The organism is Longilinea arvoryzae, from assembly GCF_001050235.1.
Lineage (GTDB): Bacteria > Chloroflexota > Anaerolineae > Anaerolineales > Anaerolineaceae > Longilinea > Longilinea arvoryzae.
On sequence record NZ_DF967972.1, the window covers coordinates 2688457 to 2701837 of the forward strand.

13 protein-coding genes are annotated in these 13381 nt (G+C 55.0%); 5 read left to right on the forward strand and 8 right to left on the reverse strand.

Annotation, left to right across the window (positions count from 1 at the left end; translation table 11 throughout):
- The first annotated feature begins 23 nt into the window (after positions 1 to 23).
- Positions 24 to 2537, forward strand: coding sequence for an endopeptidase La (lon, locus tag LARV_RS11880; protein ID WP_236709963.1), 2514 nt, complete (start codon positions 24 to 26; stop codon positions 2535 to 2537).
- Positions 2538 to 2609: 72 nt separating this feature from the next.
- Here the strand turns inward: lon and LARV_RS11885 are convergent, their stop codons facing one another.
- The 6 genes from LARV_RS11885 to LARV_RS11910 all read right to left on the reverse strand — a co-directional run bounded on the left by LARV_RS11885 (position 2610) and on the right by LARV_RS11910 (position 9222).
- Positions 2610 to 3080 (reverse strand): ATP synthase F0 subunit B, encoded by a 471-nt coding sequence (locus LARV_RS11885; RefSeq protein WP_075073836.1) that lies wholly within the window; start codon positions 3078 to 3080, stop codon positions 2610 to 2612.
- 58 nt (positions 3081 to 3138) lie between these two features.
- A complete protein-coding gene (gene coaD / locus LARV_RS11890; protein ID WP_075073837.1) occupies positions 3139 to 3663 on the reverse strand; it encodes a pantetheine-phosphate adenylyltransferase in 525 nt (174 codons plus the stop codon).
- A 16-nt stretch (positions 3664 to 3679) separates the two neighbouring features.
- Complete coding sequence (gene recG / locus LARV_RS11895) at positions 3680 to 6208, reverse strand: ATP-dependent DNA helicase RecG (RefSeq protein ID WP_075073838.1); 2529 nt, start codon at positions 6206 to 6208, stop codon at positions 3680 to 3682.
- An 81-nt stretch (positions 6209 to 6289) separates the two neighbouring features.
- Entirely contained in the window at positions 6290 to 7159 is an 870-nt protein-coding gene (locus tag LARV_RS11900; protein WP_075073839.1) for a DegV family protein, read from the reverse strand.
- Positions 7160 to 7161: 2 nt separating this feature from the next.
- Entirely contained in the window at positions 7162 to 8844 is a 1683-nt protein-coding gene (locus LARV_RS11905; protein ID WP_075073840.1) for a DAK2 domain-containing protein, read from the reverse strand.
- 18 nt (positions 8845 to 8862) lie between these two features.
- The gene (locus tag LARV_RS11910; RefSeq protein WP_075073841.1) at positions 8863 to 9222 is read right to left on the reverse strand and encodes an Asp23/Gls24 family envelope stress response protein; all 360 of its coding nucleotides are present in this window, start codon (positions 9220 to 9222) and stop codon (positions 8863 to 8865) included.
- A gap of 132 nt (positions 9223 to 9354) precedes the next feature.
- Between LARV_RS11910 and rpmB the strand changes: the two genes are divergently transcribed.
- A complete protein-coding gene (gene rpmB / locus LARV_RS11915; protein ID WP_075073842.1) occupies positions 9355 to 9537 on the forward strand; it encodes a 50S ribosomal protein L28 in 183 nt (60 codons plus the stop codon).
- A gap of 50 nt (positions 9538 to 9587) precedes the next feature.
- Here the strand turns inward: rpmB and rpe are convergent, their stop codons facing one another.
- Together rpe and LARV_RS11925 are read right to left on the reverse strand one after the other, a co-directional pair.
- Positions 9588 to 10250, reverse strand: coding sequence for a ribulose-phosphate 3-epimerase (gene rpe, locus LARV_RS11920; RefSeq protein WP_075073843.1), 663 nt, complete (start codon positions 10248 to 10250; stop codon positions 9588 to 9590).
- Positions 10251 to 10253: 3 nt separating this feature from the next.
- Positions 10254 to 11336 (reverse strand): protein kinase domain-containing protein, encoded by a 1083-nt coding sequence (locus tag LARV_RS11925; protein ID WP_075073844.1) that lies wholly within the window; start codon positions 11334 to 11336, stop codon positions 10254 to 10256.
- A gap of 92 nt (positions 11337 to 11428) precedes the next feature.
- Here LARV_RS11925 and cax point away from each other — a divergent pair, with 92 nt between their 5' ends.
- The 3 genes from cax to LARV_RS11940 are packed head-to-tail and all read left to right on the forward strand — an operon-like array spanning position 11429 to position 13374.
- Positions 11429 to 12511 carry a calcium/proton exchanger gene (gene cax, locus LARV_RS11930; protein WP_075073845.1) on the forward strand — a complete coding sequence of 361 codons (1083 nt, stop codon included), beginning with the start codon at positions 11429 to 11431 and terminating at the stop codon, positions 12509 to 12511.
- A gap of 2 nt (positions 12512 to 12513) precedes the next feature.
- Positions 12514 to 13002 (forward strand): SH3 domain-containing protein, encoded by a 489-nt coding sequence (locus LARV_RS11935; protein ID WP_075073846.1) that lies wholly within the window; start codon positions 12514 to 12516, stop codon positions 13000 to 13002.
- 24 nt (positions 13003 to 13026) lie between these two features.
- Complete coding sequence (locus LARV_RS11940; protein WP_075073847.1) at positions 13027 to 13374, forward strand: gamma-butyrobetaine hydroxylase-like domain-containing protein; 348 nt, start codon at positions 13027 to 13029, stop codon at positions 13372 to 13374.
- Positions 13375 to 13381 lie beyond the last annotated feature (7 nt).

Sequence of the window (13381 nt, forward strand, 5' to 3'; positions counted from 1 at the left end):
TCGGACTTTCATCGGAGAAAGATATGAAAGATTCAAAACAAAACAAAGATTGGAATTCGATGAAAGCAGATAACTGGTCCAGACAGCAGGATGGTGAAGAATATACCTCTGCGCTTCACCAACGTACTGAAGAACTGTATCAGGTTCCGGACGCAACACCGGATGAAAACGGTGTGGTCGAACTGCCGGTAATCGTTTTAAGAGATATCGTTGTTTTTCCACATATGGTCTCGCCGATTTTCGTGGTCCCCGGCGCCAATCTGCTGGCGATTCAGGAGGCTCAATACAACTTCGAGACGATGATCGCGCTCGTTCAGCGGGATCCGGATGTGGAAGAACCCCTACCGGAAGATTTACTGACCATCGGCGTGGAAATTGCCGTCGGCCGTCTGTTGAATATGCCGGACGGGAACAATTCGGCTTTAATCCAGGGCCGGCGGCGGGTGGAAGTTCTTGAATTCACCCAGACGGATCCTTTCTACCGTGTCCGCGCCAGGGTGCTCGAAGAGCCGACCGAGGTCACCCGGCAGACGGAGGCCTTGATGCGCACGGCGCGCGATCTTTTCGAGCGTTGTGTTCAATTGGATCGAAGTTTACCGGATGAAGCCCACCTGTATTCATTGAACATCCAGGAACCGGGTTGGCTGGCGGATATGGTGGATACGGCTCTTTCGCTGCCGTTCAAGGAACGCCAGGACCTGTTGATGATGTTGGACCCGATCGAACGCCTGAAACGGACCAACTGGCTGCTGGCCCAGGAACTGGACGTTCTGCAGCTCGAAGATGAAATTCAAACCCGCGTGCAAAGCGAAGTGGACCACACCCAGCGCGAGTTTTACCTGCGCGAGCAATTGAAAGCCATCCAGACCGAATTGGGTGAAGCCGATATTTGGACACGCGAACTCAACGAACTGCGCACCAAAATTCAGGAGGCCAAACTCCCGGAAGAAGTCAGCGCGCAGGCTTTGAAGGAAGTGGAACGACTCTTACAGATGCCGGCCATGGCGCCTGAAGTCGGGATGATCCGGACGTACCTGGATTGGATTCTGGATTTACCCTGGGTGACCGAGACCGAGGATAACCTGGATGTGCGTCATGCCGCCAAGGTGTTGGAACAATACCATTATGGGTTGAGCAAAGCCAAGGATCGCGTCCTGGAATATATCGCCGTGCGCAGCCTGAAACCAAAGCGCGCCCGCCAACCCATCCTGTGTTTTGTCGGTCCGCCTGGAACCGGAAAGACATCCCTGGGGCGTTCGATTGCCGAAGCCCTGGGCCGCAAATTTGTGCGCCTGTCGTTGGGCGGCGTTCGCGATGAGGCTGAAATTCGTGGTCACCGCCGCACTTACATCGGCGCACTGCCCGGTCGGATTCTACAGACCATGAAACGCGCCGGAACGATCAACCCGTTGTTCATGCTGGATGAGATCGATAAGCTCGGCGCGGATTTCCGCGGCGACCCGGCAGCAGCCTTGCTGGAAGTGCTCGATCCGGAGCAGAATTTTGCCTTCTCGGATCATTACATCGAAATGCCCTATGACCTCTCGAAGGTCATGTTCATCACCACTGCCAACAGCCTGGGTTCGATCCCGCCAGCGCTACTCGATCGAATGGAAGTGCTCGAGTTCCCAGGCTACATCGAAGAAGAGAAACTCGAAATTTCGCGGCGTTTCCTGATCCCACGTCAGATCGAAGAAAGCGGCCTTTCGGATGAAAAGGTCATTTTCGAGGACGGCGCGCTGCGCAAGATCATCCGGGAATATACCTACGAGGCCGGCGTTCGCAACCTGGAACGTGAAATCGGCCGCATGTACCGCAAGGTGGCGCGTTTGAAATCCGAGAAGAAACACTATCCCTCGCGATTGACCCCGGCCACGGTCGAAAAATTCCTCGGGCCTCCGGATTTCTTCATGACCGAGGCCGAACGCCAGGATGAGGTTGGCCTCGCCACGGCCATGGCCTGGACCGAAAATGGCGGCGAGATCATGCCGGTGGAAGTGCTCATCCTGGAAGGGAAGGGCAACCTGCAGATTACCGGTCAGATCGGGGATGTGATGCAGGAATCGGCCCATGCCGCGCTTTCATATCTGAAATCGCGCTCGAGTGAATTCCAGCTCGATCCGGAAATCTACGAACAACTTGACGTGCACATTCACATTCCCGAAGGCGCCATTCCGAAGGATGGCCCGAGCGCGGGCATTACCATCGCCAGCGCGTTGATCTCGGCTTTCACCAACCGTAAAGTCTACAAAGAAGTGGGTATGACGGGTGAAATCACACTGCGGGGAAAGATTCTTCCCGTGGGAGGGGTGCGCGAAAAAGTGCTTTCGGCCCATCGAGCGGGATTGAAGACGATTTTACTTCCTGCGCGCAACATGAAAGACCTGGTCGATATCCCCAAGAAGGTTTTGACCGACCTGAAGATCATCCCGGTGGAACACATGGACGAAGTGATCGGGATTGCTTTATACCCACCCCAGGACGAACCGCCGCGCTGGAAACGCCAGAAGGAAGAAGCGGCGGAAGAAGAAGAGTAATCCGAACTCAAAGGGATTAACGACAAAGCGGCAGATCCATCGGATCTGCCGCTTATTTTTGCACCTGGAGGATTATTCCTTGGGTTGTTGAGCCTGCAGCTTTTCAGCCTGCAAGGTTTTGATGCCGTTCTGAACCTGGTTCATCAGCCTTTCCAGCTCCAACTGCAGATTGGTCAACGATCCCTGCACGTAATCATCGGCTTCGCGGCGCGTCAATTCGGCTTCGGCGCGCGCCTGAGCGACGATCTGGTCTGCGCGGACCTGGGCCGCCTGGACGATGGGATCGCGGTCGACCACCTGGTCGGCTTTGTCGCGCGCCAGTTGAACGGTGCGCGAAGCTTCTTCCTGCGCCTGGGCGAGCAGGCGGTCGCGATTGGCCAGCAACTGCTGCGCTTTTTTGATCTCTTCAGGGATCGAGACTCGCATCTGATCGATTAGATCCAGCATCCGATCCTCATCCACGATCACACTGTGGGTAAACCAGATGGGCCTGCTTTCGTTGAATAGTTCTTCCAGCCGATCTACGAGATGCAAAATGTCCATTCCATCCTCCGCGCAGTTTCAATCAAAACCAGGTTGCAATATTCAGGCCAGACGGGAATTAATCTCGCAATGATGTAACGTGCAAATTCTCCTGCCCGTCGCCCAACTCGGCAAAACGATTCTTCAAGGCGACGGCGACATGAGGTGGAACCATGCTGCTGACGTCGCCTCCCAACGAAGCGATCTCGCGCACGGTTGTGGATGACAGGAAAGTGTGCTGCTCACTGGTGATCAGAGCAACCACTTCGATTTCGGGTACAAGGCGGTGGTTGGCCAATGCCATGCGAAATTCGTTTTCGAAATCGGAAAAAACCCGCAAGCCTCGCACGATCACCTCGGCTTGAACTTTACCGCAAAAATCCACGGTCAATCCGCTGTATCCCATGACGCGAATCTTGGGCTCACCAGCGAACGTCAGACGGACTTGATGCAGGCGTTCTTCTGGCGAAAAGACCAGGTTCTTGAGGGGCTTGTCGTAAACCGCAAGGATCAACTCATCGAATAACCGCGAAGCACGCCGGGCGATATCGATATGTCCGTAATGGATCGGGTCAAACGTGCCGGGAAAGACTGCCCTGACCATGAGATCTCCCTCCTTCTTAACTGATGTCCCCGCGACCGTTGCCCCAGAAGTGGGACATTTCCGCCTTGAGCGCCTGATTTTGGGGTTGGCTCAGTTCGGGGTCTTGCGTGAACAGCAGTTGAGCCAGTTGGCGTGCTTTTTCGATCAGACGCACATTGGTCAACGAGGCCATGCGCAGTTCAGAGAAACCGGCCTGCCGCGTGCCGAGAAATTCTCCCGGACCCCGTTGTTGCAAATCGCGTTCGGCCAACACAAAACCATCGTTGGTTTCGACCATGGCCTTGAGGCGTTCATTTTCGATCGATTCATCCGTTTCGGGGATGAGAAGGCAGTAGGATTGCGCATCGCCCCGCCCGACGCGGCCGCGGAACTGGTGCAATTGCGCCAGACCGAAGCGGTTGGCGCCTTCGATCAGCATGACCGTGGCGTTCGGTACGTCGACACCGACCTCGACGACCGATGTGGAAACCAGAATATCGATCTCATGGTCACGGAATTGCTTCATGACGGCGTCTTTGTCTTCGGGCGTCATGCGGCCATGCAGCAGGCCGATTTTTTCGTGTGGAAATACTTCGGCCTGCAGGCGGGCGTGTTCGTCTACCGCGGCTTTGCTCTCATCGTCCCGGTCGCCTTTTTCGACCAGCGGATAGATGATGAACGCCTGGCGCCCGGCTTTGAGCTGCGTGCGGATGAGTTGGTAGGCGCGTTCGCGTTCGAGGGGAAGCAGGACGTGCGTTTCGACGGGCATGCGACCGGCCGGCATTTCATCCAGGATGGACAGGTCGAGATCGCCGTACACCGACAGCGCCAGCGAACGGGGAATGGGTGTGGCTGTCATGACCAGCAGGTGTGGGTTTTCGCCTTTATTCCGCAGGGCGGCTCTTTGCGCCACGCCAAAGCGGTGTTGTTCATCGACGATGGCCAGTTGCAGGCGTTGGAAGGAAACCGGATCCTCGATCAGGGCATGCGTGCCCACCAAGAATTTTACCTCCCCATTCGCCAGACCAGCCAGAATTTCCTGGCGATCGGCCTCGGATGTATCGCCGATCAGCAGGCGAATTTCCGAAGGTTTGAAGGGTTTGCCGGGTGTGGGTTCATCTGCGCAAAGCAGGCGGGTCAGGCTTCGATAATGCTGGTCGGCCAGGATGCTGGTCGGAGCCATGAGTGCTGATTGTGCGCCCTCACGAGCCACACTTGCCATGGCCAGGGCGGCGACGATGGTCTTACCCGAGCCCACATCGCCCTGAAGCAGGCGTTCCATGGGATGGCCTGAGGCCAGGTCGGAATGAATTTCGCCCAGGGCGTGTTTCTGCGCGCCGGTCAAAGCAAAGGGTAATTCGGCCTCGATGGATTGAAGCCATTCTTCGGGCGCGGTGAAGGTCTGAGCGGTTGCCACCTGCCAGGAACGTTTTTGGGACAGAACGCCTAATTGAAGTAAGAAGATTTCATCGAATGCCAGACGTTCGCGGGCGGCGGCAAGTTTTTCAGGATTATCCGGAAAATGCACCTGGACCAGGGCGGTCGAAAGCGGAATCAGATTACCGGTTTCACGGATGCTGACCGGCATGAAATCGGGATGGCGCGGCGCCCAAAATGACGCCACCTGATAGATGGCTTTGCGGAGTTGTTTCTGCGAAACCCCGGCAGTCAGGGAATAAACCGGGACGATGCGATTGGTATGCAGGTGTTCCTGTTCCAGGTATTCCCACTCCGGGCTATTCATCACGAGGCGCCCGAGGTACATTTCAACCTTGCCGGAAAGGACGATCTGGGTACCCACCGGAAGACGGTTGGCCAGCCAAGGCTGGTTGAACCAGGTGATGCGCAGCGCGCCCGTGCCGTCTTCGACGATGGCTTCGGTAATTTCGCGTTTGCCGTGCAAATTGCGATTATCGATGCGTTTTACGGCCGCCAGAATGGTCACCACTTCCCCCGGGTTCAGCCGGTTGATGGGTTTCATCTGCGAGTAATCATCGTACCGGCGCGGGTAATAGTGCAATAGATCGTCCAGGGTATTCATTCCCAAGGCGGAAAAGGTTTTGGCATTGCTGGGACCGATACCCTGCAGAACCGTCACCGGAGCACGCAGACCCTGGTCCAGCGCTTCATGGCTGGGAAGAGCGGCGGGTGAGGTTCGTGGCTGCGGAGGGCGCGTCGGCTGGCTACTGTGCGCAGGCAGGTTGCCGGAAGGCCGTTCTGGAGAGCGCACCGGATGAGCTGGCCGGTTGAGATGTTCCGGTCGGGGGGCGGTTTTTGCCGGTTGAGGGCGCGGCGGGCGCTCTGCGCGCGGCAGTTTGGAAAGCGGCTCGAGTAATATTTCGAGCTCTCCGACCAATCGCGAACGATCCTCGCTCTCGGCTTTCGGATAGGCTCGTAATCGTTCGAGGATTGCCTGTAAGGTCTCTTCGGCTACTGTGCTGGTGCGAGCTTCCGGTTCCCACCAGGGAATAATCTTATCCAGGCCGCCGACGACGGCCCGGTTATCATAACCGCGCTCTGATTCCAGGCGAATGTAACGTTGTAATTTTTCAAACGGTGAGGGCATGGACTTATTTTACCTTAAAGTTCGTTTGATACCTATTCATGAACAAAAAACTCCATTTTCGCATGGAGTTTTTTGTCATTTTCACTCAAGGCGGTCGCGGTGATTTTGCGCTTCGATGACGAACAATCCGACACATTTCGGACTGAACAGGGTGGCCATCGGTAAATTGAGCATGTGCTCGATATACTGGGCCGCGGAATAGCTTTCTTCGGCGTGCTGGCGAAGCTGGCGCAAATCAGAATTGCTGAAGGACCCGTTTTGAAGTAAAGCGATGTAATCCAACTGGTCGAACTCATCGATGAATTCCTGGAAGAAATCCAGAACGGCGCGGTAGTTGCGCGTTTTTTCTAACGGTGAGAGTTTTCCTTCCTCTAGCGAAAAAATGGGCAGCAACCCGAGAAGCTCACCAACCGTGGCCTGGCTTGGATCGATAAAGCCGGCGTGATCGAGATAGGTCAATCCGGGCGTGCACAGCAGCGTGTAGATATGCGGGATCATGTAGCGGATCCGTTTTTCAACGTCCACCGCCGTCCGCCCTTCTTCCAGAAAACCGGCCGCCGTCTGCACCAAAATACCCAGGCCAATGGAGATCGTCTGCGAATCGATGACCGTTATGGTCGAACGGCCCTGGGTATCTTCAGCCGCCTTTACCGCGTTCTGATAAGTTTCGGATAATTGCGACGAGATCAGAATCACCAAGATATCATCGAAATCCTGGCTGAGGTTCGCCATCACTTCCTGAAAGTCTGCAATGGAAGGAGGAATCAAGTTCGGATTCAGTCCGGGCCCGGCCGTAGGAGGGTATTGATTGAGCTTAAGGTCCTTTCCGGTCGGATGGATTTGGCCATGCAGTGAGATATCATGGGGCAGAATCCGAACCAGCCCTCGACCGGGGAAGGCTGGAAGTGGAAATTGAGCGGAGTTATCGGTAAGGATGCAGGCTGACCGCATGGCTATTCGATGGAAAGGATGAACTGGTAGTGAGGTTGCCCACCGTCGTGCAATTCGATTTCATGGGAGGGATATTTTTCGCGAATTTTGTCCACGATCCGGTTTACATCCGTTTTGCTGATGGTCTGACCGTAGAACAGGGTAATCCGTTCGCGTTCCTTGGTGCCGGCCTTTTCCAAAAGACCCAGGCAGGCGTCGTCCAGGTTGTCGGTGGAGAGCACCAACGTGCCGTTGAGCAGAGCGATCACCTGGCCTTCGTGAACATCGACTCCGTTGATTTCGACATTGCGGGTAGCCTGAGTGACCTCACCCGTTTCGACGTCGGCGATGGCGCTGGTCATATCCTTCACGACATGCTCGAAATCCCCATTCGGATCGAGGCGCAGGATGGCGGAAAGGCCCTGCGGTACACTCTTGCAGGGTATGACTGCGACTTTCTTCACGGTAACGCTGGCGGCAGATTGCGCTGCCAGGACGATGTTTTTGTTGTTAGGCAGGATGACGATTTTGTCTGTGGGCAGATTTTCGAAGGATTTCAGAATCTCTTCGGTGCTGGGATTCATGGTCTGACCGCCCTCGACGATGCCGCAGACGCCCAGGCTGGCGAAAATCCGAGAAATCCCCGCGCCCGGCGAAACGGCGATGACGGCGATCTGTCCGGGTTCCACCGGCGCAAGGTTGACCTTGGATTCGGGCTTTGTCTGCAGGGTTTCCATCTGGGCGAGCAGATTTTCCATGGCAACTTTAGTGATGGTGCCCAGTTTCATGGTGTAATCGATCGGTTCGTAACGTTTTTCAGTGGGGACGTGGATATGCATACGATACATCCCGTCACCCTCGCCGACCTGAATCGAAGTGCCGATTTCAGAAAGGCCTGAATAGAATTTTTCCAGGTCCAAAGGTGCTGATGGGCGGAAATCGACCACCACTTCATAATCTTGCCCAGGCTCTACCGATTCCATAGTCTCTTCCAGTTGCATTGAAGCCAGGGGCTGTACGACGGCGCCGGCGGTTTCAAGCGATTGACCCTTGAGATAGCGTAGCATTCCTTCCCAGATAATGTGCAGGCCTTTACCACCCGAATCGACCACGCCGGCCTGCTTGAGGATGGGCAATAAATCCGGAGTCCGTTTTACCGATTCGTCGGCTTCCTGCACCACCGTTTCGAGTAAGGCCATCAAATCGGTGGTCTCGTTAAGTTTCGTCTCAGCAGCGGTGGCAATATCCTTGGTTACCGTCAGGATCGTCCCTTCTACGGGGCGGACGACGCCTTTGTAGGCGGTATTGCGTGCTTCCGCAAGTGCGCGGACGAAAGCCGGGGCATCCATCGTTTCCAGACTATCCAATCCACGCGCGAAACCGCGCCAGATTTGCGAAAGAATGACGCCGGAATTACCGCGCGCGCCCATCAGGGCGCCTTGCGCCACGGAATGCGCCATTTTTCCAACATTTATCTCACCGGATTTACTGATTTCATTATAGGCTGCCTGCATGGTGAGCAACATGTTGGTTCCAGTATCGCCATCTGGAACTGGAAACACATTGAGTGCGTTGACCAGTTGTTGGTTCGTGCGTAACCAGGTCAGGCTGGCTTCCAATAATTCCTTTAACCCCTGACCATCTAATTTCTCGTTTATGGCTAATGCGCGCCCGTCTCCGGTGGGAAATTGTAATTCGCTATTCATACGACTCCTACTCGCCAATTAATCCGGGTTGCTGATCCGCAATCCTCTAATGTGAACGTTGACACTCTTGACGGGCAACCCGACTGCCTTTTCTACCATAAAACGGACGCTATCAGCAACACTTGCCGCCACCGATTTGATCCGAGTGCCGTACTCTACGATGATATACAGATCGATATCGATGTTCTTCCCATCGAATTCGACATCCACGCCTAATGACGGGTCTTTGACAAGCACTTGAACAAGGCCTTCGGCCAAATCTTTGGGCGCCAGGCCAACTACGCCGTATGATTCCAATGCGGAATGCGACGCGATGGTGGCGATGGCTTTGTGGGATATGAAGATATTTCCTAAGGTGTTAAACGCATCATCGATCATCGGGTTTATCCTTTATGTTAACAGTCTTTCTTGAAAAACGATGCGGACTGTGGTAAAATCTTTCCTTGCTGTCAGGGGAACTGTTCGCCTCGACAGCCTCATGCAATCAAGGATTGGAAAGGATCTTCGACAATGGCAAAGTGCGAACGGTGTGGCAAGACGACGACATTTGGTCATAACCGCAGTTTCTCTCTGCGTGCGACCAGGCGGGCTTTCCGACCCAACCTCCAGAAAATTTCCGTTCTGGAAAACGGCCGGATGGTTCAAAAGATGTTGTGCGCAAAGTGCATTCGGACGATCGTGAAGACTGCATAAATTTACCAAGTTTTTCCATAAAAATCGCGGCGCTCGCCGTGATTTTTATTTTAATGAATTGAACCCTTCAGGGCCCGAACAGCGGTGGTGATGCCATCACCCTGTTTAAATATGGAATTACCGGCCACAAAAACCCGCGCGCCGGCCGTATAAGTGATCGGAAGCGTGCGGGGTGTGATCCCCCCATCAACCTGGATCAGGGTTGGTGAAGACAGGCTGGCGATCATTCGCTGAATTTCCGTGATTTTTTCGATCATTTCGGAAAGGAAGGCCTGCCCTCCATAGCCCGGATTGACGGTCATGACCAGGACGAGGTCCACCATGCGGATCACCTCGTGAAGGCTCCAGGCCGGGGTGCCCGGATTGAGAACGATGCCGGGCAGGCAGTTCAGGCTGCGGATTTTTTGAATGGTGCGGTGAATGTTGGGATTGTCTTCGATGTGCACGCTGATTCGATTCGCACCCGCCGCGGCAAAATCTTCCAGGTATTGGTCTGGATCTTCGATCATCAGGTGAACGTCGAGCGGCAAGGCGGTGATTTTCCGGCAGGCTTCCACGACCAGTGGGCCCATGCTGATGTTGGGAACAAAATGTCCGTCCATCACATCGACGTGAATCCAATCCACTCCGGCCTGTTCGGCTTCGTGAATATCGGCTTCAAGGTGGGCAAAGTTGGCAGCCAGAATCGATGCAGAAAGAATGGGCGTGGACATGAGCTATCGTATGGGGGGATTCAAGGTGAAATAAACGTACAGCCAGAACGGGATCAGCCCGCCAACCGCCAGAAGCGCCAGCATACCCAGGCCAATCGAGCCCCAATCGATTTCGCTGGATGAATCCTGAGCCAACGTACTGGTCTTCTCAGGCGGTAAGGTGACGCTGACCGGATCGGTAAGGGTTACCGAGGGTTTGGAAGAAACCGGAGCCGCAGCCTGGCCTGGAATGTTGGCGGCAAAGGCGGATGCGGATTGGCTGAAGGTAAGCAAAACTCGGCCGAGTTGATCGGCAGTCCGGTACCTGGCGGAAGGCTCTTTGGAGAGGACCTTCATGATAATCTGGTCGAGAGCCGGGGGAATATCCAGGTTGATGCGGCGGGGTGAAACCGGGACGCTTTCGCGGTGCAGGCGGGCAAGTTCGACCGGATCGGTGGCGGTGAAGGGCAGTTGCCCGGTGAGCATTTCGTACAGCACTACGCCGAGGGAATACACATCCGAAGCGGGCGAGGGCGCCTGTCCAGCGGCCTGTTCCGGAGAAAAGTACAGGGGGGATCCCCAGACGACATCGTGTTTTTCATCCGGGGCAATGGAAGAAAGCGCCCGAGCGATGCCAAAATCGGTCACTTTGAGGCGCTGATCGGGGGTGACCAGCATGTTGTGGGGTTTGACATCGCAATGTACCAGACCCGCTCGATGCGCATAGCCAATTCCGGCGCAAGCCTGGACGATTAACGAAATCGCCTCATCGATATCCAACCGGCCGCGTTCCTTGAGAATTGTCTTCAAGTCGGTACCCGGCACATATTCCATGACGATATACAGCCGGCTGGCGTCCAGACCGAAATCATGGACGGTGACGATGTTGGGATGCGAAAGATTGGCGGCGGCTTTGGCTTCCTGACGAAAACGCTCGCGAAAACCATCGCTCTCGCTGTAATCCTGGCGCAAAACTTTAATCGCCACCGGCCTCTCCAGACGCAGGTCATAGGCGCGGTAAACAACTGCCATTCCGCCTGTTCCAAGCGTTTGCAGGAGCTGATAGCGATTACCAAGAATGGGGGCTGATGTGGTGGATTTTTCCATAAACCAAGTTTGGTCCGATTATATCACACAGCGACTCCGGGAATTCAGGAACAATCGACATATCAGATATAATTGGCGTGGGAGCAAATCGTATGCCATTTCTTCGCAATCATCTCCGCAATAATCCTTTATCTTTTCTGGTGTTGGCATTGCCGCTGGCAATTCTGGCCAGATTCCTCCAATGGGGACCGGTGTGGATCTTCGTTCTTTCCGCGGTGGGGCTGATTCCCATGGCGGGCTATATTGGGAAAGCGACCGAAGTCCTGTCTGTCTACACCGGGCCGCGCATCGGCGGGCTGCTGAACGCAACCCTGGGAAACGCGGCGGAATTGATTATTACCCTGGTGGCGATCCGGGCCGGTTTGTTGGATTTGGTCAAAGCTTCCATTACGGGTTCGATCATCGGAAATCTGCTGCTGGTGATGGGGATGGCCATGCTGGTGGGCGGTGTGAAAAATGGGTTTCAAACCTTCGACCGCAGGCATGCCTCCAACAACTCCGTTCTGTTGATTCTGGCAATTCTGGCGCTTGTGATTCCTTCCGTTTTCAGCGGTTCGATCGGTGATGATGGCAGTCCGGGCGTCGAGTCGCTCAGCCTGGGCGTGGCGGTGGTGATGATGGCGCTCTACGGGCTGGGAATCCTTTTTGCCGTGAAGTCTGCCCGCAGCCCGATCGCCACGGAAACAATCGTGGAAGCGCACCATAAACCGGGAATGTCTTTACTCCAGTCAATCCTCCTGCTGGCAGTTGCCACGCTGGGCGTGGTATTCTTAAGCGAGTTACTGGTTGGAGAGGTCGAACACGTCACCGAAAACCTGGGCCTTTCCGAATTCTTCCTGGGCATCATCCTGGTGCCGATTATTGGCAACGTGGCCGAACACCTGGTGGCTGTGCAGGTGGCGCACAGAAATCACATGGAATTAAGCGTCGAGATCGCCATATCTTCCAGTTTGCAAATTGCCCTGTTCGTGGCGCCGTTGTTGGTTTTTCTCAGCCTTGCCATGGGCAACCCCCTGACTTTGATCTTCAACCCCTTCGAATTGATTGCATTGGGGGCGGGTGTCATCATCAGCGCGTTGGTGTCGCTCGATGGCGAGTCGAACTGGTTGGAAGGGGCAGCCCTGATGGCGGTTTACCTGATCCTAGGCCTTTCCTTCTTTCTGCTACCGGGATAATCATGTTCAAACGTTTTTTGTCTCCGTTGGTTTTTTTCGTGGCGATGGGCCTGGCCGTCTCACTGCTGGCGGTGATCTTCATCATTTTTTGGAGCACCCTACCGGCAAAGAGCGCCGTTCAGGCCCCCACGGTCGTGCTGACCGTGATCGCTGCGCCTACATCGACCCCAATTCCACTCACACCGACGGTATCTTTGACGCCTTCGGTCACGCCGACATTGAACCTTTCACCGAACGGCGGTAGCATTCAGGTCGGCGCCTACGTGCAAATCACCGGCACCGGAGGAGACGGCCTTCGCCTTCGCAAGGGGCCGGGCACCGATTACGAACAAATTTTCCTGGGGCGTGAAGCCGAAGTCTTCCTGGTTAAGGATGGCCCCAAGGAGGGATCCGGATATACCTGGTATTACCTGGAAGCGCCTTACGATACCAATCGCAGCGGTTGGGCGGTTTCTGATTTCCTGCAGGTTGTCGCTAGCCAGGCGCCATGATTCCTGATTTTCCATGGAGAGACAATGAATACTCCGATTACCCCAAAGTCCATCACTGCCGACCGGCAGGCTGGAATTTTGACGATTCAATGGGCAGATAGCCATCTTAGCCGGTATCCTTTTGAATTGTTGAGAGCCGCCTGCCCATGCGCGGAATGCCGCGGCGGCCATGAGAACATGCGAACAGAACCGGATCCGGCGGTATTCAGCGTTCACCTGCCAAAATCCCCCGCCACGCAGATTCGAAATATCGAAGCTGTGGGCTCTTATGCGCTTACCATCGAATGGGAAGACGGCCATCATTTTGGTATTTACAATTGGCGCTATTTGCGTTTGTTATGTCCGTGCGCCAAGTGTCGCAGCAATAAATAAGGGCCGG